Annotated in this window: 26 protein-coding genes; 10 read left to right on the plus strand and 16 right to left on the minus strand. The window is 70.6% G+C overall.

The window, feature by feature from the left end; all coding sequences use genetic code 11:
* Positions 1-2 precede the first annotated feature (2 nt).
* From B0B15_RS08900 to tkt, 3 genes are read right to left on the minus strand one after another with little or no spacing between them, the layout of a single operon-like run.
* Entirely contained in the window at positions 3-1,628 is a 1,626-nt protein-coding gene (locus B0B15_RS08900) for a glucose-6-phosphate isomerase (RefSeq protein WP_076675360.1), read from the minus strand.
* Complete coding sequence (gene tal, locus B0B15_RS08905) at positions 1,625-2,746, minus strand: transaldolase (protein WP_076675362.1); 1,122 nt, start codon at positions 2,744-2,746, stop codon at positions 1,625-1,627. The genes B0B15_RS08900 and tal overlap by 4 nt, the downstream gene beginning before the upstream one ends.
* 19 nt (positions 2,747-2,765) lie before the next feature.
* The gene (tkt, locus tag B0B15_RS08910) at positions 2,766-4,865 is read right to left on the minus strand and encodes a transketolase (RefSeq protein WP_076676412.1); all 2,100 of its coding nucleotides are present in this window, start codon (positions 4,863-4,865) and stop codon (positions 2,766-2,768) included.
* A gap of 226 nt (positions 4,866-5,091) precedes the next feature.
* On the opposite strand from tkt, the gene B0B15_RS08915 reads away from it, so the two are divergent.
* Complete coding sequence (locus B0B15_RS08915; RefSeq protein WP_076675363.1) at positions 5,092-6,018, plus strand: heme o synthase; 927 nt, start codon at positions 5,092-5,094, stop codon at positions 6,016-6,018.
* A gap of 75 nt (positions 6,019-6,093) precedes the next feature.
* Here the strand turns inward: B0B15_RS08915 and B0B15_RS08920 are convergent, their stop codons facing one another.
* The 3 genes from B0B15_RS08920 to B0B15_RS08930 all read right to left on the minus strand — a co-directional run bounded on the left by B0B15_RS08920 (position 6,094) and on the right by B0B15_RS08930 (position 8,450).
* Positions 6,094-6,672, minus strand: a complete 579-nt coding sequence (locus B0B15_RS08920; protein WP_076675365.1) for a GNAT family N-acetyltransferase — start codon at positions 6,670-6,672, stop codon at positions 6,094-6,096.
* A 134-nt stretch (positions 6,673-6,806) separates the two neighbouring features.
* A complete protein-coding gene (locus tag B0B15_RS08925) occupies positions 6,807-7,289 on the minus strand; it encodes a hypothetical protein (protein ID WP_076675367.1) in 483 nt (160 codons plus the stop codon).
* Between the two features lie 174 nt (positions 7,290-7,463).
* Complete coding sequence (locus B0B15_RS08930) at positions 7,464-8,450, minus strand: COX15/CtaA family protein (RefSeq protein WP_083708964.1); 987 nt, start codon at positions 8,448-8,450, stop codon at positions 7,464-7,466.
* A 249-nt stretch (positions 8,451-8,699) separates the two neighbouring features.
* Here B0B15_RS08930 and sufB point away from each other — a divergent pair, with 249 nt between their 5' ends.
* From sufB to B0B15_RS08965, 7 genes are all read left to right on the plus strand, one after another.
* Positions 8,700-10,118 (plus strand): Fe-S cluster assembly protein SufB, encoded by a 1,419-nt coding sequence (sufB, locus tag B0B15_RS08935; RefSeq protein ID WP_076676416.1) that lies wholly within the window; start codon positions 8,700-8,702, stop codon positions 10,116-10,118.
* The gene (gene sufD, locus B0B15_RS08940) at positions 10,119-11,309 is read left to right on the plus strand and encodes a Fe-S cluster assembly protein SufD (RefSeq protein ID WP_076675368.1); all 1,191 of its coding nucleotides are present in this window, start codon (positions 10,119-10,121) and stop codon (positions 11,307-11,309) included. It begins immediately after the preceding gene.
* Positions 11,306-11,635, plus strand: a complete 330-nt coding sequence (locus B0B15_RS08945) for a non-heme iron oxygenase ferredoxin subunit (RefSeq protein WP_076675369.1) — start codon at positions 11,306-11,308, stop codon at positions 11,633-11,635. The genes sufD and B0B15_RS08945 overlap by 4 nt, the downstream gene beginning before the upstream one ends.
* A 39-nt stretch (positions 11,636-11,674) precedes the next feature.
* Positions 11,675-12,445, plus strand: coding sequence for a Fe-S cluster assembly ATPase SufC (gene sufC, locus B0B15_RS08950; RefSeq protein ID WP_013586730.1), 771 nt, complete (start codon positions 11,675-11,677; stop codon positions 12,443-12,445).
* 9 nt (positions 12,446-12,454) lie between these two features.
* Positions 12,455-12,784, plus strand: a complete 330-nt coding sequence (locus B0B15_RS08955) for a metal-sulfur cluster assembly factor (protein WP_013586729.1) — start codon at positions 12,455-12,457, stop codon at positions 12,782-12,784.
* Between the two features lie 172 nt (positions 12,785-12,956).
* A complete protein-coding gene (locus B0B15_RS08960; RefSeq protein ID WP_076675370.1) occupies positions 12,957-14,120 on the plus strand; it encodes a MalY/PatB family protein in 1,164 nt (387 codons plus the stop codon).
* A gap of 142 nt (positions 14,121-14,262) precedes the next feature.
* Complete coding sequence (locus B0B15_RS08965) at positions 14,263-15,192, plus strand: siderophore-interacting protein (RefSeq protein ID WP_076675372.1); 930 nt, start codon at positions 14,263-14,265, stop codon at positions 15,190-15,192.
* Between the two features lie 113 nt (positions 15,193-15,305).
* Here B0B15_RS08965 and B0B15_RS08970 read toward each other — a convergent pair whose 3' ends face one another.
* Genes B0B15_RS08970 through B0B15_RS08985 form a run of 4 tightly spaced genes read right to left on the minus strand, consistent with a single transcriptional unit; the run spans position 15,306 to position 19,358 of the window.
* Positions 15,306-16,130 (minus strand): ABC transporter ATP-binding protein, encoded by an 825-nt coding sequence (locus B0B15_RS08970; protein WP_076675373.1) that lies wholly within the window; start codon positions 16,128-16,130, stop codon positions 15,306-15,308.
* Between the two features lie 51 nt (positions 16,131-16,181).
* On the minus strand, positions 16,182-17,258 hold the full coding sequence (locus B0B15_RS08975) for a FecCD family ABC transporter permease (protein ID WP_083708965.1): 1,077 nt from the start codon (positions 17,256-17,258) through the stop codon (positions 16,182-16,184).
* The gene (locus B0B15_RS08980; RefSeq protein WP_076675375.1) at positions 17,255-18,301 is read right to left on the minus strand and encodes a FecCD family ABC transporter permease; all 1,047 of its coding nucleotides are present in this window, start codon (positions 18,299-18,301) and stop codon (positions 17,255-17,257) included. The genes B0B15_RS08975 and B0B15_RS08980 overlap by 4 nt, the downstream gene beginning before the upstream one ends.
* Before the next feature lie 25 nt (positions 18,302-18,326).
* Positions 18,327-19,358 (minus strand): iron-siderophore ABC transporter substrate-binding protein, encoded by a 1,032-nt coding sequence (locus B0B15_RS08985; protein ID WP_076675376.1) that lies wholly within the window; start codon positions 19,356-19,358, stop codon positions 18,327-18,329.
* Positions 19,359-19,649: 291 nt separating this feature from the next.
* Here B0B15_RS08985 and B0B15_RS08990 point away from each other — a divergent pair, with 291 nt between their 5' ends.
* Positions 19,650-21,248 (plus strand): ABC-F family ATP-binding cassette domain-containing protein, encoded by a 1,599-nt coding sequence (locus B0B15_RS08990; RefSeq protein ID WP_076675378.1) that lies wholly within the window; start codon positions 19,650-19,652, stop codon positions 21,246-21,248.
* Between the two features lie 70 nt (positions 21,249-21,318).
* Here the strand turns inward: B0B15_RS08990 and B0B15_RS08995 are convergent, their stop codons facing one another.
* The 4 genes from B0B15_RS08995 to B0B15_RS09010 all read right to left on the minus strand — a co-directional run bounded on the left by B0B15_RS08995 (position 21,319) and on the right by B0B15_RS09010 (position 23,820).
* Positions 21,319-22,209 carry an SURF1 family cytochrome oxidase biogenesis protein gene (locus tag B0B15_RS08995; RefSeq protein WP_076675379.1) on the minus strand — a complete coding sequence of 297 codons (891 nt, stop codon included), beginning with the start codon at positions 22,207-22,209 and terminating at the stop codon, positions 21,319-21,321.
* Between the two features lie 101 nt (positions 22,210-22,310).
* On the minus strand, positions 22,311-22,547 hold the full coding sequence (locus B0B15_RS09000) for a hypothetical protein (RefSeq protein WP_256334269.1): 237 nt from the start codon (positions 22,545-22,547) through the stop codon (positions 22,311-22,313).
* Entirely contained in the window at positions 22,544-22,918 is a 375-nt protein-coding gene (locus tag B0B15_RS09005; protein ID WP_076675381.1) for a DUF3099 domain-containing protein, read from the minus strand. Before B0B15_RS09005 ends, B0B15_RS09000 begins: the two co-directional genes overlap by 4 nt.
* Positions 22,919-23,037: 119 nt before the next feature.
* Positions 23,038-23,820, minus strand: a complete 783-nt coding sequence (locus B0B15_RS09010; RefSeq protein WP_083708966.1) for a DUF4190 domain-containing protein — start codon at positions 23,818-23,820, stop codon at positions 23,038-23,040.
* A gap of 402 nt (positions 23,821-24,222) precedes the next feature.
* Here B0B15_RS09010 and fabG point away from each other — a divergent pair, with 402 nt between their 5' ends.
* Positions 24,223-24,933: a 3-oxoacyl-ACP reductase FabG gene (gene fabG, locus B0B15_RS09015; protein ID WP_076675383.1), complete on the plus strand. Its 711-nt coding sequence runs from the start codon at positions 24,223-24,225 to the stop codon at positions 24,931-24,933.
* A 44-nt stretch (positions 24,934-24,977) separates the two neighbouring features.
* Here fabG and B0B15_RS09020 read toward each other — a convergent pair whose 3' ends face one another.
* Positions 24,978-25,655 carry an alpha/beta fold hydrolase gene (locus B0B15_RS09020; protein WP_076675384.1) on the minus strand — a complete coding sequence of 226 codons (678 nt, stop codon included), beginning with the start codon at positions 25,653-25,655 and terminating at the stop codon, positions 24,978-24,980.
* A 92-nt stretch (positions 25,656-25,747) separates the two neighbouring features.
* Positions 25,748-26,389 (minus strand): phosphoserine phosphatase SerB, encoded by a 642-nt coding sequence (gene serB / locus B0B15_RS09025; RefSeq protein ID WP_076675386.1) that lies wholly within the window; start codon positions 26,387-26,389, stop codon positions 25,748-25,750.
* Between the last annotated feature and the right edge of the window lie 8 nt (positions 26,390-26,397).

The following is a 26,397-nucleotide window of genomic DNA, read 5'->3' on the forward strand; positions in this document are numbered from 1 at the left end:
GCTTACTGTGCCGCCTCGAAGAGTGAGAGCACCTCGACCTGCGGGTCGGTCAGCGTCAGCGTGACGACGGGACGGCCATGCGCCTCCGCCAGCACGCTCGCGTCTCCCGCGGCCTGTGCCTGGATGAGTTGTCCGAACGTGAAGGGCCGCCCCGGGATCTCGAGGTCGACGTCGGTGCGTTCGGTGATCTGGAGGAACACGCCGGTGGCGGGTCCGCCCTTGTGGTACTGCCCGGTGGAGTGCAGGAACCGCGGGCCCCACCCGAAGGTGGTGGGGCGAGCGCTGTCGGCCGCGACGAGCTCGCGGAGCCCCGACAGCTGGGGGAGCTCGAGCCGGTTCACGTACGCCTGGACGCTGACGTACCCGTCGGCCGGAACGCGGGCCCACAGCGCCGCGAGCACGCCCGCGACGGTACCGCTCTCGGCGAGCGACGCGTCGGAGACGCGCACCTCGACGCCGTCGGCGACGAACGCCGGAGCGGTGGGGGCGGGCCGGGCCTCGAGCAGGCCCCGGGTCGCCTCCTTCGCCGATTCGACGTCGGGCTGATCGAAGGGGTCGATGTCGAGCATGCGGCCCGCGATCGCGGTCGCATACTCCCAGACGACGAACTGCGCGCCCGGCGAACCGCTCACGAGCACCTCGCCCGTGTGCCGCTCGAACAGGTGGAACGCGTCGGCGTCGTCGACGAAGCGCACGACCTGGAGGTCGTCGGGCTTCGCGTCGAGCTCGGGCGAGACGGGGAGGAGGACGACGGGCAGGATGCCGGTGCCGTCCTTGCCGGTGGACTCGGCGACGAGCTGCTCGATCCAGTCGGGCAGACCGATGATGTGGCTGCCGTCGGTGACGAGACCGAGCTTGTCGCGACGGTGCGCACCACCGCCGGCGATGGCGGCGGCGAGCACGAGGGCGGGGTTCTCGGGGGAGTCGATGGCCACCTCGAGCAGGGTGGCGTCGGCCTCGTCGAGCAGGTCGTCGATGTCGACCCCGGCGAGCCCGGCGGGGACGAGCCCGAAGGCGGTGAGGGCCGAGTAGCGCCCCCCGACCTCGGGGTCGGCGAGGAACACGCGGTAGCCGTCGGCGCGGGCCGACTGCTCGAGCGGGGAGCCCGGGTCGGTCACCACGACGATGCGCCCGGTCGGGTCGATGCCGACGTCGCGGAAGGCGACCTCGAAGGCCCGCTTGGCGGAGTCGGTCTCGATCGTCGATCCCGACTTGCTCGACACGACGAGCACGGTCTGCGCGAGTCCGCCCGATTCGGCGGCGCCGTCGATGGCGGCGAGCACCTGACCCGGGGCGGTGGAGTCGAGGATGACCAGCGGCACACCCGACGACTGCGCGATGACCTCGGGGGCCAGGGACGACCCGCCCATGCCGGCCAGCACGACACGGGTCACGCCCTGCGCGACGAGTTCGTCGCGCAGGGCCGTGATCTCGGGCACGAGCGGGCGCGAGACGGAGACCGCCCGCACCCACCCGAGCCGACGAGAGGCCTCGTCTTCGGCAGCCGCGCCCCACAGGCTCGCGTCGCCGGCGGTGATGCCCGACGCGACGAGCGATCCGGTCAGGCCGGGGAGCTCGGCGTCGACGACCGACTTGACGTGGCCCGTGACCTTGACGGCGAAGCTCACTTCGCCGCCTGGGCGCTTCCCGCGTCGAGGGCGGTCTTGACGGTGTCCTGCAGCTCGTGCCATGAGGCGATGAACTTTTCGACGCCCTCGTCCTCGAGCGTCTGGGTCGCGTCGGCGACGTCGACGCCCGCGGCGGCGAGCCGGTCGAAGACCTCGTGAGCCTCGGTGTACGCACCGGTGACCGTGTCGCCGGTGATCACGCCGTGGTCGAAGGTGGCTTCGAGCGTCTTCTCGGGCATCGTGTTGACGGTGCCGGGGGCGACGAGCTCGGTCACGTAGAGCGTGTCGGGCAGGGCCGGGTCCTTGACACCCGTGGAGGCCCAGAGCGGACGCTGCACCGTGGCGCCGGCATCCAGGAGCTTCTTGGCGCGGTCCTCGGAGAACTTCTTCTCGTACAGCTCGTAGGCCAGACGGGCGTTGGCGATGCCCGCCTTGCCCTTCAGCTCGGCGGCCTCGTCGGTGCCGATCGCGGCGAGGCGCTTGTCGATCTCGGTGTCGACGCGCGACACGAAGAACGACGCCACCGACTGCAGGGTGGAGATGTCGTGCCCGGCGGCCTGCGCCTTCTCGACACCGGCGAGGTACGCGTCGATGACCTCTTCGTAGCGCTCGAGGCTGAAAATCAGCGTGACGTTGACTGAGATGCCCGTGCCGATGACCTCGGTGATCGCGGGCAGGCCGGCCTTGGTCGCGGGGATCTTGATGAGGACGTTCTTACGGTCGACCCGCGCCGACAGGTCCTTCGCCTGCGCGACCGTGCCCTCGGTGTCGTGGGCGAGGTCGGGGGAGACCTCGATCGACACGCGGCCGTCGACCCCGTTCGTGGCCTCGAAGACGGGCAGGAAGATGTCGCACGCGTCGCGGACGTCGTCGGTGGTGATCGAGAAGATGGCCTCGTCGACGCTCGCGTCGGCGGCGGCGAGCTCCTTGACCTGACCCTCGTACGCCTCGCCCTGGGACAGGGCGCCGGCGAAGATGGTCGGGTTCGTGGTCACGCCCGAGATGTCGCGCGACTCGATCAGCTCGGCGAGGTTGCCGGACTGGATGCGCTGACGCGACAGGTCGTCGAGCCAGATGCTGACGCCCTGAGCGGCGAGGTCTGCGGTGGGAGTGCTCATGGTCGTTTTCTCCTCGGGATTACTTCTCGGCGGCGGCGAGCGAGTCGCGCGCGGCCTCGACGACGGCCTCGGCCGTGATGCCGAACTTCTGGAAAAGGGTCTTGTAGTCCGCCGACGCGCCGAAGTGCTCGATCGCGACGGAACGGCCGGCGTCGCCGACGATGCCCGCCCAGGACAGGGCGGAGCCCGCCTCGACCGACACGCGCGCCTTCACCGACGAGGGCAGCACCGACTCGCGGTAGGCCTCGTCCTGCTCGGCGAACCACTCCAGCGACGGAGCCGACACGACGCGGGCGTGCACGCCCTCGGCGGCGAGCGTCTCGCGCGCCTCGACGGCCAACTGCACCTCGGAGCCGGTGGCGATCAGGATGACGTCGGGCTTGCCGTTCTTGGCCTCGGCCAGCACGTACGCACCCTTGACGGCGCCCGCCGCGGAGGCGAACTCGTCACCGGATGCCGCGCCCTCGCCGCGGGCGAAGACGGGGATGTTCTGGCGGGTCAGCGCGATGCCGGCGGGCCCGGCGGTGCGACGCAGCATCTCGAGCCACACGACGCTGGTCTCGTTGGCATCCGCGGGACGCACGAGGGCGAAGTTCGGGATGGCGCGGAGCGTCGCGAGCTGCTCGATCGGCTGGTGGGTGGGGCCGTCCTCGCCGAGGGCGACGGAGTCGTGCGTCCAGACGAAGATGGTCGGAATGTTCATCAGGGCGGCCAGACGCACCGGCGGGCGCATGTAGTCGCTGAAGATGAGGAAGGTGCCGCCGAACGGACGCGTGGGTCCGTGCAGGACGATGCCGTTGAGGATCGCGCCCATGGCGTGCTCGCGGATGCCGAAGTGCAGCACGCGGCCGTAGGGGTCGCCCGACCACTCGTGCGTCGACCACGACGAGGGGATGAAGGACTTCGCGTCCTTGATCGTCGTCAGGTTGGACTCGGCGAGGTCGGCCGAACCGCCCCAGAGCTCGGGGAGTTCGGCGGCGAGGGCGTTGATGACCGTTCCGCTGGCGGCGCGGGTCGAGACGTCCTTGCCGGCCTCGAAGGCGGGGAGGGCGTCGGCGATGTCGGCCGGGAGTTCCCGGGCCTGCAGGCGGTCCCACAGCCGCTTGCGCTCGGGGTGCTTCGACGCCCACGCGTCGAACTTCTCCTGCCAGGCGGCTTTCTCGGCCTCGCCGCGCTTCACGAGCTCGCGGGTGCGCTCGAGCACGTCGTCGGCGACGGCGAAGTGCTGTTCGGGGTCGAACCCGAGCACCTCCTTCGTGGCCTTGAGCTCGTCGGCGCCGAGGGCGGAGCCGTGGATCTTGCCCGAGTTCTGCTTGCCGGGCGAGGGCCAGCCGATGATCGTCTTGAGGATGATGAGCGAGGGCTTGCTCGTCTCGCCCTTGGCGGCCTCGATCGCGGAGTGCAGCTCGGCGACGTCTTCGACGTACTCGCCGGTCTTCTTCCAATCCACGGTCTGCACGTGCCAGCCGTAGGCCTCGTAGCGCTTCTGCACGTCTTCGGTGAAGGCGACGTTGGTGTCGTCCTCGATCGAGATCTGGTTGGAGTCGTAGATCGCGATGAGGTTGCCGAGCTCCTGGTGGCCGGCGAGCGAGGACGCCTCGCTCGTGACGCCCTCCTGGAGGTCGCCGTCACCGGCGATGACGTAGACGAAGTGGTCGAAGGGGCTTTCGCCCGCCGGGGTCTCGGCGTCGAACAGGCCACGCTCGTAGCGGGCCGCGTAGGCGAAACCGACGGAGGACGCCAGGCCCTGGCCGAGCGGCCCGGTGGTGATCTCGACGCCGTCGGTGTGGCCGAACTCGGGGTGGCCGGGGGTCAGGGAGCCCCACGTGCGCAGCGCCTCGAGGTCCTTCAACTCGAGGCCGAAACCGCCGAGGTAGAGCTGCACGTACTGCGTGAGCGAGGAGTGCCCGGCGGAGAGGATGAAGCGGTCGCGACCGGGCCAGTGCGTGTCGGCGGGGTCGTGGCGGAGCACCCGCTGGTACAGAAGGTAGGCGGCGGGGGCCAGCGACATGGCCGTACCCGGGTGGCCGTTGCCCACCTTCTCGACGGCGTCAGCCGCCAGGATGCGTGCGGTGTCCACCGCGCGCCGATCGATCTCGTCCCATTCGAAGTCCGACAACACGGTGCCTTTCTCGATCCTGCGCCCGGTTCACGTACCGACGTCCGCGCTCGTCACCGTAGGAGTGGGAGGGGGGTGGGGTGTCGGCGCGGGGCGCGCGTTCTTCGCCAGCATAGCGAGAACGACCGACGCCGTTGCCGTTCGTGACGGGGGTCGACAGGCGGCCGAGGGTGTGGTGGGGATGGCATAGAATCGTGGGGATACATACGCGCTACCCCGGGGGACGATGGACATCTCGACGACGTCGCACGTCATTGCGACGACCGATCGCCGCTCCGTCGGACGCACCCTTCGGGCCTACGTCGCTCTGACGAAGCCGCGCGTCCTCGAGCTCCTGCTGGTGACCACCGTTCCGGTGATGATCCTCGCGCAGGGCGGTCTGCCGAACCTGTGGCTCATCCTCGCCACGGTGGTCGGCGGCTCGCTGAGCGCCGGGTCGGCCGCGGCGTTCAACATGTACCTCGACCGCGACATCGACGCGCACATGCAGCGCACCGAGAACCGTCCGCTGGTCACCGGCGAGGTCTCGCCCCGTGGTGCGCTGACGTTCGCGTGGACGCTCGCGGTGTTCTCCACCGTGTGGCTGCTGGTCTTCACGAACCCGCTGGCCGCGGGCCTGTCGGCGGCCGCCATCTTCTTCTACGTCGTGATCTACACGATGATCCTCAAGCGCCGCACCGAGCAGAACATCGTGTGGGGCGGCATCGCCGGCTGCTTCCCGGTGCTCATCGGCTGGTCGGCCGTGACGGGGTCGCTGTCGTGGGCGCCGTTCATCCTGTTCGCGCTCGTGTTCCTGTGGACGCCGCCGCACTACTGGCCGCTGTCGATGAAGTACGCCGCGCAGTACGACGAGGTCGACGTCCCCATGCTGGGGGCGACCCGCAGCGGTTCGCAGGTGGGCCTGCAGGTCATTCTCTACGCGTGGGCGACCGTCGCCTGTTCGCTGCTGCTCATCCCCGTCGCCTCGATGGGCGTGGTCTACACGGTCTCGGCGCTGGTGTTCGGCGGCTGGTTCATCTACGAGTCGCACCGCCTCTACGCCCGTGCCGTCCGCGGTGGGGAGCCCCGGCCGATGCGCGTGTTCCACGCGTCGATCACCTACCTGACGCTCCTGTTCGTGGCCATCGCGGTCGACCCGCTGCTGCCCTTCTGACAACCATCCACGGCAGCGTCCACGCCCGACCCGGGCGTGGGGTCGTCTCTAGCCGCATCCCCGGCGTCGACCGCGTCAGGCCAATCCTGAGGCACGGGATGAGCGATCCTCTCGTGGCCGGGCAGCGCGTCCCGGCAGAACGCGACTCATCTCGAGCAGTCCGCCGTCGTCCGGCTGAGGAGCCCGTCCGAGGACCCGGAGGTCGTCGACGCGCCCCGTGGGAGCGAACCCCTTCCGCGCGTAGTAACGGCGTGCGGGGGCCGCGCTCTCGGCCACCCAGAGACGCAGGACGGTTCCGCTCGAGCCGGCCCATCGGAGGATCGCATCGAACAGGGCGTCGGTGACGCCCTTCTCCCGCCCTCGCGCGTCGGGTGTCACGTAGACGCCGGTGAGGACGGGCTCGGGGCCCTGCGCGTCACCGAGCTGCGCGCACATCATCCCGAGCCAGCGGCCCGACCCGTCGTCGGTCGCCACGATGCTCGTGGTGTCGGGCTGTGCGCCACGGCGCGCTCGCATCCGCCACCCGTCCTCGGGAATGCGCAGCGTCTCCTCGACGGTCGCCGTCCACGAGATCGGATCGTCGGTGGCGTTCTCGATGCGGAACGCCCGCAACCGGCGCCAGTCGTCCTCCTGCGTCGGTCGAAGCGTGAACATCCCTCCAGCGTAGGCATCGTCCTCGACCGCGACGGACGCGGAAGCGCCCCCGCGAGCGGGCGCGGCCGCGACGGACGCGAAAGCGCCCGCCCCAGTCGGGAGCGGGCGCCTCGGTCGCGCAAAGGAACGCGGGGTCAGCGACGCGTGGTGTCGTCGCCCGCGTCGAGTCTCGGCGCGTCGTGCTGCGCGGCGGCGGCGGCCTGCGGGGGAGCGGTGGCCGTCGACGGCGTCTCGATGTCGGCATCCTCGACCGCGAGGGGGGCGGCGGTCGTGGCGGGGGCGAAGGGAGCGGCGCTCGCGGGGGCCGTCTCCTCGTCGCTGGACCAGTCGATCGTCTCGACCGAGACGTCGGGGCGGCGCACGAGGGCGGTGGCGGCGGCGAGGGCGAGGGCCGCGACGATGCCGACGGCACCGGCGCCCAGCACCGCGGCGCCGACGACGACCCAGGACTGGCCGACGTAGACCTGCACGACGGTGGCGTTGGGGTCGTTGAGCACCTGCTCCATCGCGTCGATCCCGTTCAGGACGATCGCGAGTCCACCGGCGATGGCGGCCAGGGATGCGACGACGAGCACCCAGAACGGGATGCTGGTCACCAGGCGGGGGCGGGTCTTCATGGGGTGTACTCCTTGTCGTTCCGGCGTGCGGGCGCCGGACTGGCGTCTCCCGACGCGATGGCATCAGGAGTGCCCGGGCGCGAACCCGGAACGACAAGGGTGTCGCACTCGTCCTGGCGAGGCCTAGGGGTCGCCGATGAATGCGCTATGAGCGTATAAGGGGGACGCGAGTCGTCAGGCGCGGGCGTCGGCTGTGGCACGACGGTGATGCGAGTGTGCTGCCGCGACCGGTGTCTTCAGGCGCAGGACCACGACGGTCATGGTCGCTGCGGCCAGGGCGGCGAGCACCATGTGCGTGCCCACGGCGATCTCGGGCAGGCCGTTGCGCGCCTGGTAGAGGCCCACCGCGATCTGCACGAGTTCGACGGCCAGCAGCGCCGTCGCCCACCGGCGGACGGGTAGGCGCAGGCGCCACGCGGCGGCGACGACGACGAGCGTGAGCGCGAACAGCGCGTATCCGGGCCAGGCATGCACGTGCTCGAGCACCTGCGCGTCGAAACCGTTGCGCACCGAGGCCTCGTCGCCGGAGTGAGGGCCCGCCCCGGTGGTCAGCACGCCGAACACGATGGTCAGCGCGAGCACGCCGGTGGTCGCGTGCACGAGCCCCGCGAACCAGCGGGGCACAGCCAGCGCGCGGGGTCCGGCCGGCTGGTACATGCGCACGAGGAAGGCCGCGCACACGGCGACCAGCACGACCGAGGCGACGTAGTGGAACCCGACGATGAACGGGTTGAGACCGGTGAGCACGGTGATGCCGCCGACGACCGCCTGCGCGACGATCCCTCCGAGCACGACGAGCGAGAGCACGAAGAGGACGCGGCGCTCGTGTCGCATGCGCCACACCAGGACGACGACGGCGAGGGCGAGGATGCCGACCAGGCCGGTGAGGGTGCGGTTGCCGAACTCGATGATTCCGTGGATGCCCATCTCGGGGGTGTTCACGAGCGAGTCGGGGGTGCAGCGCGGCCAGGTGGGGCAGCCCAGGCCCGAACCGGTCAGGCGAACGGCTCCACCGGTGCCGATGATGAGCACCTCGGCGATGAAGGACAGCCACGCGAACACCCGCACCCGGCGGTCGACCCGCGTGGGCAGCCACGCGCCGAGGCGTTGCAGCACGCCGGGGACGCGGGACGAGGCGGGGGAGGACGAGGCGGAGGGCATACGTGCGGCTTCCTGGCGTCGGGGCGGTCCCGGCGTTCGGGAGAGCGGGCCTGCCATGCCGGGAGCGGGTGTTGCCTGTAGAATCGAAGGGTCCGTGTGCAGCGCTCACGCGATCCGCACAACAGACAGTCTAGGCGCGCAGCCAGCGCCTTCGAGCGGGCCCACCAGCGACATTCCTGGGACTTCGACCGGAGTCCGGAATGTCGGGGCGGATGACACCGTTGAGGCCCGAGAAGGAGAGTGATCACCATGTCCGATGTCCTCATCGACCGACCAGAGCTCGAGAGCCTGGGGCAATACGAGTTCGGCTGGCACGACACCGACGCCGCGGGTGCCGTCGCGCAGCGCGGGATCAACGAGGACGTCGTGCGCGGCATCTCCTCGCTGAAGTCCGAGCCGGAGTGGATGCTGAAGACCCGTCTGAAGGGGTATCAGCTCTTCGGCAAGAAGCCCATGCCGACCTGGGGCGCCGACCTCAGCGACATCGACTTCGAGAACATCAAGTACTTCGTGCGCTCGACCGAGAAGCAGGCGCAGTCGTGGGAGGACCTCCCGGAGGAGATCCGCAACACGTACGAGAAGCTCGGCATCCCCGAGGCCGAGCGTCAGCGCCTCGTCGCCGGCGTCGCCGCCCAGTACGAGTCCGAGGTCGTCTACCACCAGATCCGCGAGGACCTGGAGCAGCAGGGCGTCATCTTCATGGACACCGACACGGCGCTGCGCGAGCACCCGGAATTCTTCGAGGAGTACTTCGGTACGGTCATCCCCGCCGGAGACAACAAGTTCGCCGCGCTGAACACGGCGGTCTGGTCGGGCGGTTCGTTCGTCTACGTCCCCAAGGGCGTGCACGTCGAGATCCCGCTGCAGGCGTACTTCCGCATCAACACCGAGAACATGGGCCAGTTCGAGCGGACGCTGATCATCGCCGATGAGGACAGCTACGTCCACTACATCGAAGGCTGCACCGCTCCGATCTACAAGTCGGACTCGCTGCACTCGGCCGTCGTCGAGATCATCGTGAAGAAGAATGCCCGCGTGCGCTACACGACGATCCAGAACTGGTCGAACAACGTGTACAACCTCGTCACCAAGCGCGCCGTCGCCCACGAGGGCGCGACCATGGAGTGGGTCGACGGCAACATCGGCTCCAAGGTGACGATGAAGTACCCCTCCATCTACCTGATGGGCGAGCACGCCAAGGGCGAGACCCTGTCGGTCGCCTTCGCCGGTCCCGGTCAGCACCAGGACGCCGGCGCGAAGATGGTCCACATGGCGCCGTACACGCAGTCGTCGATCGTGTCGAAGTCGATCGCCCGTGGCGGCGGTCGCGCCGGCTACCGCGGCGAGGTCCGCGTGGATGCCAACGCGCACCACTCCGCGAACACCGTGCGCTGCGACGCGCTCCTGGTCGACACGATCTCGCGCAGCGACACGTACCCCGCGATCGACATCCGCGTCGACGACGTCCAGCTCGGCCACGAGGCCACCGTCTCGAAGGTCAGCGAGGAGCAGCTGTTCTACCTGCAGTCGCGCGGCCTGCCCGAAGACGAGGCCATGGCGATGATCGTGCGCGGGTTCATCGAGCCCATCGCCCGCGAGCTCCCCATGGAGTACGCGCTCGAACTCAACAAGCTCATCGAGATGGGCATGGAAGGATCCGTAGGCTAAATGACGACTGCGACCGACACTCACGCAGCCGCCGAGGGTCACATCGACCCGGCAGCCCTCGTGGCATCCGTCGTTCCGGTGCAGACGCGCTCGGAGCGGAAGACCTCGTTCGACCCGGCCGACTTCGGCGTCCCCACGGGTCGCGAGGTCAACTGGAAGCTCAGCCCGATCGACCGGCTCGCGCCCCTCTTCGTCGACGAGGCCGGACCCACCGGCGTCGTCACCGTCGACGTCGAGGCGCCTGCTGCGGTCGAGCAGCTTCGACTCGCCGCGGGCGATGCGCCGCGCGGTGAGCACTTCCGCCCGGAGGACCTCCCCGCCGCCCTCGCCTGGGCGCACGAGGCCGAGGCGCCGCTGCTGCGCATCCCCGCGAACGTCGAGCTCGACGAGCCCGTCGTCGTGCGTCTCACCGGCACCGGGGGACTCGCGCACGCGCACGTGGTGATCGAAGCGCAGCCGAACTCGCGCGGCACCGTCGTGCTCCGCCACGAGGGCACGGCGCAGCACGCGCAGAACGTCGAGATCCTCGTGCGCGACGGCGCCGACCTCACGGTCGTGTCCGTGCAGAAGTGGGACGACGACGCGATCCACGCCTCGTCGCATCAGGCGCGCGTCGACCGCGACGCGAAGCTCACGCACGTCGTGGTGAGCTTCGGCGGCGGTGTCGTGCGCGTGAACCCCTCCGTCGAGCTGTCGGGACCGGGCGCCGAGGGGCGTCTGTACGGCCTGTCGTTCTCCGACGCCGGTCAGCACCTCGAGTCGCAGGTGTACCTGCACCACAAGGGTCCGCACACGGTCGGCGACGTGCTCTACAAGGGCGCCCTGCAGGGCGAGAGCGCCCGCAGCGTCTGGATCGGCGACGTCCTCATCGGACCGGATGCCACGGGCACCGACTCCTACGAGGCGAACCGCAACCTCGTGCTCACCGACGGCGCCCGCGCCGACTCGATCCCGAACCTCGAGATCGAGACGGGCGACATCCAGGGCGCCGGTCACGCGAGCGCCACCGGGCGTTTCGACGACGAGCAGCTGTTCTACCTGCAGGCCCGCGGCATCGCGGAAGACGAGGCGCGTCGTCTGGTCGTGCTCGGCTTCCTCAGCGAGATCGTGCAGCGCATCGGCATCCCCGAGCTCGAGACCGAGCTCATCGAGGCCATCGAGCGCGAGCTGGCCGCGGGGGCTGCCGCGTGAGCGCCTCGCGCGCCTGCGCACTGAGCGAGCTCGTGCAGGACGAGGCCCGCCGGGTCGAGATCGACGGTGTCGCGATCGCCGTCGTGCTCGACGGCAACGGTGACGTCCACGCGATCGGCGACGTCTGCACGCACGGTGACATCTCGCTCTCGGACGGCTTCGTCGAGGGCGAGACGCTGGAGTGCTGGGCCCATGGCTCGGCGTTCTCGCTGAAGACGGGTCGCCCCCTGAACCTCCCGGCCTATGAGCCGGTCCCCGTGTACGAGGTCGTGATCGACGGAGACGACGTGCTCATCGATCCGTCCGTCACCAAGGCGACGGCCTGAGCCGCGCCGAGACCTGAGACTTTACGAGTAAGGAACACCATGTCTGTCCTCGAGATCCGCGACCTCCACGTGACGGTCGAGACGGAGAACGGTACGACCCCGATCCTCAACGGCGTGACGCTGACCATGCGCACCGGTGAGACGCACGCCATCATGGGCCCCAACGGCTCCGGCAAGTCGACCCTGGCGTACACGATCGCCGGTCACCCCAAGTACACCGTCACGAGCGGCTCCATCACGCTCGACGGCGAGGACGTGCTGGAGATGAGCGTCGACGAGCGCGCCCGTGCGGGCCTCTTCCTCGCGATGCAGTACCCGGTGGAGATCCCGGGCGTGACGGTCACCAACTTCCTGCGCACGGCCAAGACGGCGATCGACGGCGAAGCGCCGGCGATCCGCAGCTGGACCAAGGACGTCAAGGGCGCCATGGAGAACCTGCGCATGGACGCGAAGTTCGCCGCGCGCAACGTCAACGAGGGCTTCTCGGGTGGCGAGAAGAAGCGGCACGAGATCCTCCAGCTCGAGCTGCTCAAGCCGAAGATCGCGGTGCTCGACGAGACCGACTCCGGCCTCGACGTCGACGCGCTGAAAATCGTGTCCGAGGGCGTGAACCGCGCCAAGGAGCAGACCGACCTCGGCGTGCTTCTCATCACGCACTACACGCGCATCCTGCGCTACATCCGCCCCGACTTCGTGCACGTCGTGGTCAAGGGCCGCATCGTGGAAGAGGGCGGCCCCGAGCTCGCCGACCGACTCGAGGAAGAGGGCTACGACCGCTTCCTCGAGGCCGGTACGCCGATCGACGCGTAGGATCGTTACATGACCGCAACCCTCGCTCCCGAGAAGTACGACGAGGTCACCGAGGCCCTGAAAGACGTCATGGACCCCGAACTGGGGATCAACGTCGTCGACCTCGGACTCATCTACGATCTCGCCTGGGACGACGAGAACGACGCGCTCGTCATCCACATGACCCTCACCTCGGCGGGCTGCCCGCTGACCGACGTGCTCGAAGAGCAGACGGCTCAGGCCCTCGACAACGTGGTGGACCGCTTCCGCATCAATTGGGTGTGGATGCCGCCGTGGGGCCCCGAGCGGATCACCGACGACGGCCGCGACATGATGCGCGCCCTCGGCTTCGCGATCTGAGAACGATTCCGGATTCGTAGGTCCGGCGGCTCCGCGTCGTCGACTCCGCGACCTCGGATCTCTCGAACGCCCACCCCTCCGCGGGTGGGCGTTCGTCATTGCGCGGACCCGTCGTGTGTCGTCGTCTGACGCGGGCGCTACGGGTGTCCGAGGCCCTCGTTAGGCTTTCCTCATGAGCGTCGCCCCCCTGCAGGCCCTTCCCCTGGACCTCCTCCGCCAGCGCTCCAGCACGAAGTGGCGCTCGTACGGGGACGACGTCATCCCCATGTTCGTCGCCGAGACCGATTTTCCCCTCGCGCCCGCGATCACCACGGCGCTGCACCGCGCGGTGGAGATCGGCGACACGGGGTACACCCCGCCGCGACCGGGCATCGACGTCGACTTCGCCGCCTACGCCGAGCGGCGCTGGGGCTGGACGATCGACCCATCGCGCATCCGCTGGACGGGCGACGTCATGATGGGCGTCGTCGAGGTGCTCCGCGCGGTGACCTCGCCCGGCGACCGGGTCGTCGTCACGACCCCCGTCTACCCGCCGTTCTACGACACCGTCGAGGAGGCCGGGGCGGTCGTCGAACGCGTCCCGCTCCTCGACGACGGTTCGCGATGGAGCCTCGACCTCGACGGAATCGAGGAGGCACTGGCATCCGGGGCCCGTGCGGTGCTGCTGTGCAACCCGCACAATCCCACGGGCACGGTGCACACGCGCGAGAGTCTGGCCGCGCTCGCGCGTCTCGCCGCCCGGTACGGCGCGAGCGTCGTGAGCGATGAGATCCACGCGCCCCTGACGCACGCGCCGGCGGTGTTCACCCCTTTCCTGGATGCCGCTCCGGAGGCCGCCGCGGTCGGGTACGCCGTCACCAGCGCCAGCAAGACGTACAACCTCGCGGGGCTCAAGTGCGCGGTGATCGTCACCGGAGCGGAGGAGACCGCGCAGGTGGTGCGGTCGCTGCCGTGGGAGGTGGAGTGGCGAGCGGGGCTGTTCGGCGTCATCGCGAACCGTGCCGCCTTCGCGGCCGAGAGCGATCCGTGGCTCGACGCGCTGCTGGCGGCGCTCGATGAGAACCGCCGCCTGCTGGCCGACCTGCTCGCCGAGCACCTCCCGCTCGCCCGCTATCGCGTGCCCGAGGCCGGATTCCTCGCCTGGGTCGACGTGTCGGCGTACGGCTGGGGCGACAACCCGGCGCCGTTCATCCGGCGCGAGGCGAAGGTCGCGCTGCACCACGGTCCGGTCTTCGGTTCCGAGGGGATCGGCCACGTGCGGATCAACGTCGGGTGCGCCCCCGAGGTGTTGCGTGAGGCGATCGAACGCCTCGGGGCACTGGTGCCACGGGACTGAGCGATGAGCGGATGCCTCGGTGCGCCGTCGCCGCGGGGGTGAACGCGCCGGCATGCGGCAACCGGACCTCCGGTCGTTCGCCGGCGAGGTTTTCTGCGCCGCTCGCCTGGCATCCGAAGATAGGTAAGGATATCCTTATCGGGTGAAGACAGCCACGCGCCCCGCCTACCGCCCGTACGTCGCCGTGGTGAAGACGGCCCGCCGTCTGTCTCCCCACTTCGCGCGCGTCACCTTCACCTGTCCGGACTTCGAGTTCTTCGGCACCGACCGCCGCGACCAGCGCGTGAAGCTCGTGCTGCCCGGTGCGGACGGCCGCCTGTGCGACATCGGCCAGCACGACCCCGAGGCGATCGACAACGGCGAGTGGTACACACGGTGGCGCGACCTGCCGGAGGACGAGCGGATGCCGTTCCGCACCTACACGGTGCGACGCATCGATCCCGACGCGCTCGAGCTCGACATCGACTTCGTGCTGCACCACGACGCGGGTCCGGCCGGGACGTGGGCGGAGAGCGCGGCCGCGGGCGAGAGCATCCTCGTGGTCGGGCCCGACGCCCGCAGCGACGATTCTGCGCAGGGCATCGACTTCCATCCCGGGACGGCGCAGCGCCTGCTGCTCGCGGGAGACGAGACGGCCGCGCCGGCCATCTGCGCGATCCTCGAGGGGCTCGGTCCCGGCTACGTCGTCGACGCGTTCGTCGAGGTACCGACGATCGACGATGCACTATCGGTGGGTCCGGGCGCGCTGCCGGTCACCTGGCTCGCTCGCGACGACCGCCCCCACGGCGAAGCGCTGATCGAGGCGGTCGAGGCGTGGGCCGCGGGATCCCGCGCCGTGCTGGAGCGCGCCGCCGCGCCCCGGCCGCAGGAGCTCGAAGACATCGACCTCGACGTCGACCTGTTGTGGGACAGCCCGGCGGACGGCGAGGGCGAGTTCTACGCGTGGATCGCGGGGGAGTCGCAGGCGGTGAAGACCCTCCGGCGGCTCCTCGTGCAGGGCCACGGCGTCGATCGCAAGCGCGTGGCGTTCATGGGGTACTGGCGTGACGGGCAGGTGGAGCGCACGGCCTGAGTCGTTCCCGACGCGAGAGTCAGCGTGGAAGGGCCCGGACGGCGATACCGTCCGGGCCCTTCCGCGTCGTGCGATCCCTTGTCAGCGCGATCGTGCGTCGGCGGGATCCCGCGTCAGCTTGCGGGGATCGTCGCCTGCTGCACGGTGTGGTGGCGCCCGATCGGCACGATCATCGGTCGGCCGGTGAGGGGATCGGGCACGACACGGCTGCGCAGACCGAACACCTGCTCCACGGTGTCCTCGGTGAGCACCTCGCCCGGGTCGCCCGCCGCGACGATGCGCCCCTCCGCCATCGCGACGAGGTGGTCGGCGTAGCGCGCCGCGAGGTTGAGGTCGTGCAGCACCATGGCGACGGTCGTCCCGCGCTCGCGGTTCAAATCGGTGAGCAGGTCGAGGACGTCGATCTGATGGCTGATGTCGAGGAAGGTCGTCGGCTCGTCCAACAGGAGGACGTCGGTCTCCTGAGCGAGGGCCATGGCGATCCACACGCGCTGACGCTGACCGCCGCTGAGCTGGTCGACGTGCCGGTCGGCGAGGTGCGCGGTGTCGGTTGCGTCGAGCGCGCGCGCCACGGCATCGTCGTCGGTGCGCGTCCACCGGGACAGCGCGCCCTGGTGCGGGTGACGACCGCGACTGACGAGATCGGACACCGCGATGCCGTCCGGGGCGACCGGCGACTGGGGGAGCAGCCCGAGCACGCGCGCGACCTGCTTGGTCGGCATCCGGTGGATCGCCTTGCCGTCGAGCAGCACCTGCCCGGACGAGGGGGAGAGCAGACGCGCCATGGACTTCAGCAGCGTCGACTTGCCGCACGCGTTGGCGCCGACGATAGCCGTGACCTTGCCGGGGGGCAGCGAGAGGTCGAGCGCGTCGACGATCGTGCGGTCGCCGTACCCGAGCGTGACGCCCTCGGCGGTCAGGGTGCGCTCAATGGTCATGACGGCGTCCCTTCGAAATGGGAGCTGAGGGGGTTCTGGCATCCAGGGGAGTCATAGCGACGTTCCTTCGGATCGGCTGCTGCGCACGAGCAGGAAGACGAGGTACGGGGCGCCGAGCACGCCGGTGATCACGCCGACGGGCAGGCGCGTACCGAAGGCGTACTGGGCGGCGAAGTCGGCGACGAGCACGAGGAGCGCGCCCACGAGCCCCGCGGGCAGGACGGGGGAGCCGACCGGGCCGAGGAGGCGGACGGCGATGGGTCCGGCGAGGAACGACACGAAGGCGATGGGCCCCGCGGCCGCCGTGCCGAACGCCAGCAGGCCGACGGCCGCGACGATCAGCAGCAGGCGGCTGCGTTCGACCGGCAGGCCGATCGCCGACGCGGTGTCGTCGCCCATGCGGAGGATCTCGAGACGCCCGGAGAGGATGATCAGCACCGGACCGAGCACGACGACCGCGAAGAGCACCGGCAGGGCGCGATCCCACGTGGCGTCGTTGAGGTTGCCGGTGATCCACCGCATGGCGGCAGGCAGGTCGTACTGCGCCGCGCGCGCGATGACGTACGACACGACCGCCTGGCACATGGCGGCCACGCCGATGCCGACGAGGATGAGGCGTGCCCCCGAGCTGCCGTCGCGGTAGGCGAGGAGGTAGATGACCAGGGCGGCGGCGAGGGCCGCAGCCATCGCCAGGAACGACACCGCGGTCTCACTGAGTCCGAGCACGACGATGCCGATCACCGCGGCGGCACTGGCGCCGGTGTTGATGCCGATCACGTCGGGGCTCGCGAGGGCGTTGCGCAGCATGGTCTGGAACACGACTCCGCCCATGCCGAAGCACAGGCCGGTCAGCAGCCCGGTCATCGCGCGCGGCAGGCGCAGCTCTCCGACGGTGAACGACGCACCCGCCACACGCTGGCCGGTCAGCACGCCCCAGACCTCGGCCGGCGAATAGAAGGTCTGCCCGAGCATGAGGCTGAGGACGAATGAGAGCAGGACCAGCACGGCGAGAACGACGGTGACGACCAGCCAGCGCCGCCGACGGCGGCGGCGGCCGGCGACGACGGATGCCAGAGTCTCGGGCGCGGCGGCGACGAGGGCGCCGTGAGGGGCGAGGGAGGCGCTCACAGGGCCCTCATCTTCTGTCGGCGGACGAGGGCGATGAAGAACGGGGCGCCGACGAGAGCGGTGACGATGCCGACCTCGATCTCCTCGGGCCGGGCGACGACGCGTCCGATGACGTCGGCGAGGGTGAGCAGGGCCGCCCCGCCCAGCGCCGAGACGGGCAGCAACCACCGGTGGTCGACGCCGACGATGAGGCGGAGCATGTGGGGGACGACGAGTCCCACGAATCCGATGGGGCCGGCGACGGCGGTCGCCGCGCCGCACAGCACGACGGCGCCGCCGGTCGCGATGAGGCGGGCGGTTCGCACGCGCGCGCCGAGACCGGCGGCGAGCTCGTCGCCCAGCGCGAGGGTGTTCAGCGCGGGGGCGACCCCGAGGCAGATGACGAGGCCGACGAGAAGGAAGGGGAGGACCTGCACGATGGTGTCGAACGTCGCCCCGCCCACGCCGCCGATCTGCCAGAACCGGAAGACGTTCAGAACGTCGGTGCGGGGCAGCAGGATCGCGCTCGTGAGGGAGCTGAACGCCACGGCGGTGACCGCGCCGGCCAGTGCCAGGCGCAGCGGGGTGGCGCCTCCGCGCCCGAGGGATCCGATCGTGTAGACGAGCACGGCGGCGGCGCCGGCTCCGAGCATGCCGGTCCAGATGTACATCGACGGCGAGCTCAGGCCGAAGAACGCGATGCCCGTGACGATCGCGAGCCCGGCGCCGCCGTTGATCCCGAGGATCTGGGGGTCGGCGAGGGGGTTGCGGGTGGCGCCCTGCAGCACGGTGCCGGAGACGGCGAGCGCGGCTCCGATGAGGATCGCGAGCACGGTGCGCGGGATGCGCTTGGCGACGGCGGCGCTCGACGCGGTGTCGGTGGAGCCGCCGAGGCCTGCCCAGACATCGGCGGCCGTGACGTCGCGCGCGCCGAAGGTGACCGACAGGATCACGGCCACGATGAGAAGGACGACGAGCCCGGTGACGCCGGCGACGCGTCTCCGCCCCCACCGACGCACGGGTGCGTCGCCGGGGGCCGAGACGGTCGAAGCGAGAGCGGTCATCGCGCCGACGGACGGGAGGCCCGCATCAGGATGCGGCCTTCTCGGCGGCCGCACCCACCAGGGCGATGTAGTCGTCGCCGTAGCTGGTGCCGATGTTGAGGGGGGTCGGCGTGATCGCGGACGAGAGGGTCGAGTTGTCCTCGACCACGGCGATCGCACCGTTCTGCACGGCGGGCACCTTCGACAGCAGGGGGTCGGCCTGCATCGCCGCGATCATGTCGTCACTGCCGTAGGCGACCATCACATCGACGTCGGCGAACTTCTCGATCTGCTCCGTGCTGGGAGTGAACCAGAACGTCTCCGAGGCGGCCGACTCCTCGGACACGTACGAGGACGGAGCCAGGCCGAGCTCCTGCAGGTACCCCATGCGCGGGTCCAGCGTGCTGTAGAAGCCGAGCGTCGACAGGTTGGTGGGGTCGAAGTACGTCAGCAGCGACTTCTTGTCCGCGAGGGCGGGGTACTTCGCCGCCTCGGTGCTGATGTGCTCCTCCTTCTCGGCGACGAGCGCGTCGGCTTCGTCCTTCAGGCCGAGCGCGGTGCCGTCGAGGACGGTCATCTGCTGCCAGGTCGTGCCCCAGGCGACATCCTGGTAGGTCACCACCGGCGCGATCTTGCTCAGCGTGTCGTACTGCTCCTGCGTCATGCCCGAGTAGGCGGCCAGGATGACATCGGGCTGGGCGTCGGCGATGGCCTCATAGTCGTAACCGTTCGACTCGTCCATCAGCACGGGCGTCTCGGCGCCGAGCTCGGCCAGCTTGTCCTTGGTCCAGGGGAGGAGTCCGTCGCCGTCCTCGTCGCCATAGGTGACCTTGGGCATCGCCACCGGAACGACCCCGAGGGCCAGCGCGACGTCCTGGTTGCCCCAGTCGACGGTGACGATGCGCTCGGGCTTGGCGTCGATCGTCGTCTCGCCGAAGACGTTCTCGATCGTGACGGGGAAGCCGGCGTCGCTCGACGCGGCTTCCTGCTCGCCGGGGGCGGCTGAGGTGCCGGCACAGCCGGTCAGGACGAGGGCGGAACCGGCGGCGAGGGCCGCCAGAGCGCGGAATCGGGACACGAAGAGCCTCCTGCGTGTTAGGTAAGGATAGGCTTAGTTTAGGTCAGTCGCCGGGTGAGAACGCAAACCCGGATGCCGCGGCAGCGGGCGATCGTCTCGATGCCGAGACACTCGCCCGCCGGGGTGTTCGTCGCGCCGCGAGGGTGGCGTCCGGGGCTTCTTCGAGGTCGATAGGAGCGCGCCGGCACCGGATGCGACGGGGCTGTCGGCGGGCTCGCAGGGGCTCGTCTTATACTGGGTGGCTGGCCTTTCTCGGCCTGTTCCCCGATCCCCGAAGAACGGACGTTCGCTGTGCTCGCCGTGCACGACCTCGAGATCCGCGTGGGTGCCCGCGTGCTCATCTCCGACGTGGGGTTCCGCGTCTCCGACGGCGACAAGATCGGCCTCGTCGGGCGCAACGGCGCCGGCAAGACGACGCTGACCAAGGTGCTCGCCGGCGACCTCCTGCCCTCGAACGGCGGCGTCGACCGCTCAGGAGAGTTGGGCTACCTGCCGCAGGACCCGCGCTCGGGCGACCCCGAGATGCTCGCGCGCACGCGCATCCTCGACGCCCGCGGTCTGGGCTCGCTCGCCCTCGGCATGCACGAGGCGTCGATGGCGATGGGCGACGACGACGCCGCCGTCGCCGCGAAGGCGATGAAGAAGTACGCGCGCCTGACGGAGCAGTTCGAAGCGGCGGGCGGGTACGCGGCCGAGGCCGAGGCGGCATCCATCGCCCACAACCTCTCGCTCCCCGACCGCATCCTCGACCAGCCGCTGAAGACCCTGTCGGGTGGTCAGCGGCGTCGTATCGAGCTCGCGCGCATCCTCTTCTCCGACGCGCAGACGATGATCCTCGACGAGCCGACCAACCACCTCGACGCCGACAGCGTCGTGTGGCTGCGCGAGTTCCTGAAGGGCTATAAGGGCGGACTCATCGTGATCTCGCACGATGTGGAGCTCGTCGGTGAGACGGTGAACCGGGTGTTCTACCTGGACGCCAACCGCCAGGTCATCGACGTCTACAACATGAACTGGAAGAACTACCTGCGTCAGCGGGTGGCCGACGAGGAGCGCCGCAAGAAGGAGCGCGCCAACGTCGAGAAGAAGGCCACGGCGCTGCAACTGCAGGCCGCGCGCTTCGGTGCGAAGGCCTCGAAGGCGGCCGCCGCGCACCAGATGGTCGCCCGCGCCGAGAAGATGCTCTCCGGCCTCGACGACGTGCGTCAGGACGAGCGCGTCGCGAAGCTCCGCTTCCCGAAGCCCGCGCCGTGCGGCAAGACCCCGCTCATGGCATCCGGTCTGTCGAAGTCGTACGGATCGCTCGAGATCTTCACCGACGTCGACCTCGCGATCGACCGTGGTTCGCGCGTGGTGATCCTCGGTCTCAACGGTGCCGGTAAGACGACGCTGCTGCGCATCCTCGCCGGCGTCGACCAGCCCGACACCGGGCAGCTCGAGCCCGGGCACGGCCTGAAGATCGGCTACTACGCCCAGGAGCACGAGAACCTCGACGTGAACCGCTCGGTGCTCGAGAACATGATGTCGTCGGCGCCGCACATCACCGCGACCGAGGCGCGGAAGGTGCTCGGCTCGTTCCTCTTCGTCGGCGACGACGTGCTCAAGCCCGCGGGAGTGCTCTCGGGCGGCGAGAAGACGCGTCTGTCGCTCGCCACGCTCGTGGTCTCGTCAGCGAACATGCTGCTGCTCGACGAACCGACGAACAACCTCGACCCCGCCTCGCGCGAGGAGATCCTCGGCGCGCTCGCGCACTACGAGGGCGCGGTCGTGCTCGTCTCGCACGACGAGGGCGCCGTCGAGGCGCTCAACCCCGAGCGCGTGCTCATCCTGCCCGACGGCGTCGAGGACATCTGGGGTCGCGACTACGCGGATCTGATCACGCTCGCGTGAGGGAGCCGGATGCCGGGATCCCGGCATCCGCTCCCGGACACCCGGCATCCCCCGGGCGTCCGTCGCCGGTTCAGCGCGCGTCGAGCAGGGCGTCCTCGTCGTCGGCGTCGCGGTCCTTCGGTCGCTTACGCGAACGGTGCAGCGCGACGGGGTCGACGCGGCGCCGCTCGCCCGCGGCTTTCTCGGGCGCGGCGACCGGGAGCTCGTCTTCGTCCTGCGCGTCGTCGTCGCCCTCGGCATCCTCCCGGCGGAGCTTGCGCTCGTTGATGATGACGTAGGTGATGAAGCCGAAGCCCATGACCGCGAAGAGGATCCACTGGATCGCGTAGGACAGGTACGGCCCCGGGTCGTTGCTGGGGGGATCGATGGGCAGGGGGGCCGTCGCCGGGGCGGGCGTTTCGGACATGAGGAGTCCGTACGCGCCCTGCTCGAGCGGGCCCGTCTGCTCGGCGACCAGCCCGAGGTTGATCGTGGGGACCTGGCCCGCCTCGGCCGTGCGACCGGAGGTCGGGGCGGCTTCGCCGGGGCGCAGGCGCACCTCGACGACGACGTCGCCGGAGGGGGGAGCGGGGATGTCGTCGGGCTCGGCCTGGCGGTTGCCCGGGGGGAGCCACCCGCGATCGACGAGGAAGACGCGTCCGTCGTTCAGGCGGAAGGGCACGAGCTGCTCGTAGGCGGCGGAGCCCCCGTGCGCGCGATTGCGCACCAGGAGCTGCTCGTCGAAGAGGTACTGCCCCTCGAGGCGCACGGGACGCCACTCATCGGACGGGGTGAGGTCCGCACCGGGTGCGAGGAGGTCGCCGAGGGCGACGACCGGCGCGTCGTAATTGTCGGCGACGAGCTGCAGCTGCTCGCTGCGTTCGGCGTTTCGCGAGAACTGCCAGTTCGACAGGAACGCGCAGGCGATGGCGAAGACGATCGCGATGCCGACGTACATCGCCCAGCGGCCTGCGGCGGGCATCTCTCGGGCGCTCACGAGACGACCCCCGCGGACGATGCGACGCCGCGTGCGCTCATCTCAGCTCTGGCATCCACGTCTTCCAGGGTACGTCGCACGGACGCTCACGCCGATCCGGCGGCGAGGGCCCCGACCTCGACGGGGAAGTCGCGCGCCGTGAGGAATTCCCGCAAGTAGGCGACGTGCTCGTCGCACGCGATCCAGGTCTTGCGCCGATCGGCGGCGTGGATGCGCGGGTTGCGCCAGCGGATGGCCCAGACCGCGATGTCGCGGCATCCGGCCCGGGAGCATTCGGCGGGCGCGTCGTCCACGAACGCCTCGCCCTCGAGCGCGCCGCTCACGAGCGGTCGTCGCGCGGTGCGTCGAGACGCGGGGTCTCGGCGATGCGGATCACGACGGGGGCGTCGGGTCCGGCCGCGGCGGCTGCGGGTGCGGGGCGGGGCGCCTCGATCGCGCGCTCCGGGCTGATCGCGGTGGTGTCGGCGGCGTCCTGACCGACGTTGGCGACGATGACCGCGAGGTAGGGGAGGAAGATCGCGCCCGCGGCGAAAACGAACGTGTACCAGCCGTAGGGCGTGACGACCGCCATCGCGATGAAGCACGCGATGCGGATCCCCATCATCACCATGTACTTGGCGAAACGGCTGTCGGCGTCCTCCCGGGGAGCCTTGGGGAGCGACGTCGCGGATTGGGCGGCGCGGTTGGTCTTCACAGTGGTCTCAGGGTACGCCCGTCCGGGCGGGGGTCGGCGCGGTCGGGGGACGGTCTTCTCGACGTCATGACAAGGGGCCGGGGCGCCGCAGACGCGCCCCGCCGAACGCGCGCGGGGCGTCAGACGCCGTAGCGCGAGCCGGACGCGCCGGCGCCGACCGCGACGAGGATGATGAAGCCGATGATGAGCAGCGCGCCGAGTCCCAGGCTGATGTAGCCGATGAGCAGGCCAGCGAGTCCCATTCCGCGGCCGCGTTCGCCGGTCGCCTTGATCTGCTTGAGCGAGATGTGGCCGGTGACGATGCCCACGATCTGCCCGATCACGGGGATGACGAAGATGCCCACGAGGGATGCCACGAGCGCGACGATCGCCAGGGGGTTGGTGCGCGCCGCGGCGCCGGCATAGCCGTAGGAGGCCGTGCCGTACGCCGAACCGCCGTAGGCCGGAGCGCCGTAGGCCGGTGCACCGTACGCCGCGGCTTCGGGCGCCGGCGCGCCGTAGGCCGGGGTGCCGTAGGCGGGCGCGCCGTAGGTCGAGCTCGAGCCGCCGGTGGTGTCGTAGGGCGGGGTCGCCGGTTCGCCGTAGGCGGGGGCGGGGGAGGAGGGGATGCCGGAGGGCGCCCCGCCCGCGGCCGCTGCCGCAGCGGGGGCGGGATCGTCGTGGGCCGCGTCGTCGTGGGCCGGGGTGGGCGCGTCCGGGCCGCCGTACGCAGGAGAGTCGTGCGTCGAAGCGGGCGCGCCGTCGGGCGACGACTCCGCCGCTGCATCCGTGTCTGCCGCCGCGTCGCGGGTGGCTGCGTCGTCGCGGGGCGCGTACGGGGATCCGGACGTCTCGGAACGAGGCGCGTCGGCTCCCGTCGCCTGCTCGGGCTGGTTCGGGGCGGGGGTGCGGTCGTCGCTCACGGTGTTCCCTTTCGTCGTCCCGTCCAGCGTTTCAGCGGCGCTCGGCCCCTGTCAAACCCCCTCACGCGCCCGACGACGGCGCCCTGTTCCGGTAGGGCGCCATCGTGCCGGCCGTCCGACCGGATGTCGAGGAGCGGCCACGGCACCGCCTCACGCCCGGCGGCACGATGCCGCGTCATGCCCGACGCGGCCGAGCACGATGCCGCGTCATGCCCGACGCGGCCGGAGGGACGGCGCCGCCTTTCGCCGGACATGACCGGCGGCACGGTGCCGGCTCACTCCCGGCACGACCGTCGCACGATGCCGCCCCACGCCCGGCTCCACCGGCGGGGCGACGATCGCGCGGGGGCGTGGTCGGTAGGCTGAGGCGGTTCGTTCCCCGCAAAGCCCAGGAGTTCCGTCATGTCTCAGGACCGCGTCGTCGTCGTCACCGGAGGGAACCGGGGCATCGGTCGTTCCATCGCCGAGCGCTTCGTGGCGGAGGGGTGGAAGGTCGCCGTCACCGCCCGCTCGGGCGAGGGGCCCGAGGGGTCGCTGACGGTCCGCGCGGACGTCACGGATGCCGCTGCCGTCGACGCCGCCTTCTCGCAGGTCGAGGCGGAGCTCGGTCCGATCGCCGTCGTCGTAGCCAACGCCGGTGTCACCAAGGACACCCTGCTCCTGCGCATGAGCGAGGACGACTTCGACAGTGTCGTCAACACGAACCTCGGTGGGGCCTTCCGCGTGGTCAAGCGCGCGTCGAAAGGCATGCTGAAGGCGCGCTGGGGTCGCGTCATCCTGATCTCCAGCGTCGTGGGTCTGTACGGCTCGGCCGGTCAGATCAACTACGCCGCGTCGAAGAGCGCGCTCGTCGGCTTCGCGCGCTCGCTCACCCGTGAACTGGGTGGCCGCGGCATCACGGCCAACGTCGTCGCCCCCGGCTTCATCGAGACCGACATGACCGCGGAGCTGCCCGCCGATACGCAGGCGGAGTACAAGAAGAACATCCCCGCGGGCCGCTTCGCCTCGCCCGACGAGGTCGCAGGGGTCGTCACATGGCTCGCCGGCGATGACGCGGCCTACATCTCGGGCGCGGTCATCCCCGTCGATGGCGGCCTCGGCATGGGGCACTGAGCGACCTCTCCCGCTTCTCCGCACGGATCTGAGGCCGCGCCTCCTCATCTGATCGCGGCGACCAATCGCTCGGCGAACGCGCGCGGCTGAGAGAACTGCGGCCAATGCCCTGACCCGAGGCGCACGACCTCCGCATCGCGGACGCGCGCGAACTCGTCGGCGAAAGTGCCCCACTCGCGCAGGGCGTCGCGCAGCCCCGCATCGTCGTACCGGCCCGACAGGATCGTCAGGGGTACGTCGAAGCGGCGATCGTCGCCGAGGGTCAACGGGGAGCTCGGAACGCGGCCCGGCACATCGACCATCCCCGGCGCCGTGCGGGCGCGGGTCTCGTCGTCGAGGTCGTCGACGTCGTCGGCGTCGAAGAAGTCCCAGCCGGGGAAGCGCACCACGCCGTCGTCGACCGGGAATTCGGAGATCATCGCGCCCGGCGGCGGCACGGCGCTGTCGACGAGCACGACGCGCGCGACGCGATCGGGGCGGCGGTCGGCCGCGCCCCACACCACGTTGCCGCCGCCGGAGTGTCCCACCAGCACGACGCCGGCGGGCAGGAGGTCGATCTCTCGGACGACGGCGTCGACCCAGTCGTCGACCACGAGGTCGCCGACGGCCGGGCCGGGCAGCGTCAGGGGATGGGGGAGGTGTCCCGCCGCTTCGAGGGCGGGGACGACGTCGTCCCACGACGACGCGTCAAGCCAGAGGCCCGGTACGAGGATGACGTTCATGTCGGAAGCGTAGGACGCCCCTCCGACATCGGCCAAGGTCGGCGCGTCGCGCGGGCGCTGAGGCCGCCTCGGCTACCGGCCGGTGCGACCGGTCAGCGGGGGAGGAGCGCGACGACCTGGGCCAGGTCGACGTCGCCCACGACGAGGTCGGCGCGCTCGCGCACGGCGGGCTTGGCGTTGAAAGCGAGACCGAGACCGGCGACCTTCATCATCTCCAGATCGTTCGCCCCGTCGCCGATCGCGAAGGTCCGCCGCAGGGGCACGCCGTGCTCGTGGGCCCAGCGGCGCAGCGTCTCCGCCTTGGCCGTGGCATCCACGATGTCGCCGTCGACCTCGCCGGTGAGGGCGCCGTCGGCCGTGGCCAGACGATTCGCGCGCCAGACGTCGACGCCGAGGGCGGGGGCGACGGTGTCGAGCACCTCGTGGAAGCCGCCCGAGACCACCCCGACGAGGCCGCCCCGCTCGTGCACGGCGGCGACGAGCTCGCGCACGCCGGGGGTCGGCTCGATGCGCGCGATCGCGCGCGCGAAGGCGTCGGTCGACACCCCCGCGAGCGCCTGGACGCGCGAGCGGAGGCTCGTGGCGAAGTCCACCTCTCCACGCATGGCCGCCTCGGTGGCGGCGGCGACTTCGGCCCCGCGGCCCGCCTCGTCGGCGAGGAGCTCGATGACCTCGTTGCGGATGAGGGTCGAATCGGCGTCGAGGACGACGAGGAAGCGAGCGGTCGAAGTCACGCGCTCGA

The sequence above is a fragment of the Microbacterium sp. RU1D genome (assembly GCF_900156435.1).
In the GTDB taxonomy this organism is placed as follows: Bacteria; Actinomycetota; Actinomycetes; order Actinomycetales; family Microbacteriaceae; genus Microbacterium.

Excerpts from the sequence above, each read along its gene's own strand:
- B0B15_RS08930 (WP_083708964.1), bottom strand. The coding sequence starts at position 8,450 with ATGCCCTCCGCCTCGTCCTCCCCCGCCTCGTCCCGCGTCCCCGGCGTG.
- B0B15_RS08920 (WP_076675365.1), bottom strand. The coding sequence starts at position 6,672 with ATGTTCACGCTTCGACCGACGCAGGAGGACGACTGGCGCCGGTTGCGG.
- B0B15_RS08995 (WP_076675379.1), bottom strand. The coding sequence starts at position 22,209 with ATGCCCGCCGCAGGCCGCTGGGCGATGTACGTCGGCATCGCGATCGTC.
- B0B15_RS08915 (WP_076675363.1), top strand. The coding sequence starts at position 5,092 with ATGGACATCTCGACGACGTCGCACGTCATTGCGACGACCGATCGCCGC.
- B0B15_RS08980 (WP_076675375.1), bottom strand. The coding sequence starts at position 18,301 with ATGACCGCTCTCGCTTCGACCGTCTCGGCCCCCGGCGACGCACCCGTG.
- B0B15_RS08955 (WP_013586729.1), top strand. The coding sequence starts at position 12,455 with ATGACCGCAACCCTCGCTCCCGAGAAGTACGACGAGGTCACCGAGGCC.
- sufC (WP_013586730.1), top strand. The coding sequence starts at position 11,675 with ATGTCTGTCCTCGAGATCCGCGACCTCCACGTGACGGTCGAGACGGAG.
- B0B15_RS08960 (WP_076675370.1), top strand. The coding sequence starts at position 12,957 with ATGAGCGTCGCCCCCCTGCAGGCCCTTCCCCTGGACCTCCTCCGCCAG.
- sufD (WP_076675368.1), top strand. The coding sequence starts at position 10,119 with ATGACGACTGCGACCGACACTCACGCAGCCGCCGAGGGTCACATCGAC.
- B0B15_RS09020 (WP_076675384.1), bottom strand. The coding sequence starts at position 25,655 with ATGAACGTCATCCTCGTACCGGGCCTCTGGCTTGACGCGTCGTCGTGG.
- sufB (WP_076676416.1), top strand. The coding sequence starts at position 8,700 with ATGTCCGATGTCCTCATCGACCGACCAGAGCTCGAGAGCCTGGGGCAA.
- B0B15_RS08970 (WP_076675373.1), bottom strand. The coding sequence starts at position 16,130 with ATGACCATTGAGCGCACCCTGACCGCCGAGGGCGTCACGCTCGGGTAC.
- B0B15_RS08925 (WP_076675367.1), bottom strand. The coding sequence starts at position 7,289 with ATGAAGACCCGCCCCCGCCTGGTGACCAGCATCCCGTTCTGGGTGCTC.
- fabG (WP_076675383.1), top strand. The coding sequence starts at position 24,223 with ATGTCTCAGGACCGCGTCGTCGTCGTCACCGGAGGGAACCGGGGCATC.
- tal (WP_076675362.1), bottom strand. The coding sequence starts at position 2,746 with ATGAGCACTCCCACCGCAGACCTCGCCGCTCAGGGCGTCAGCATCTGG.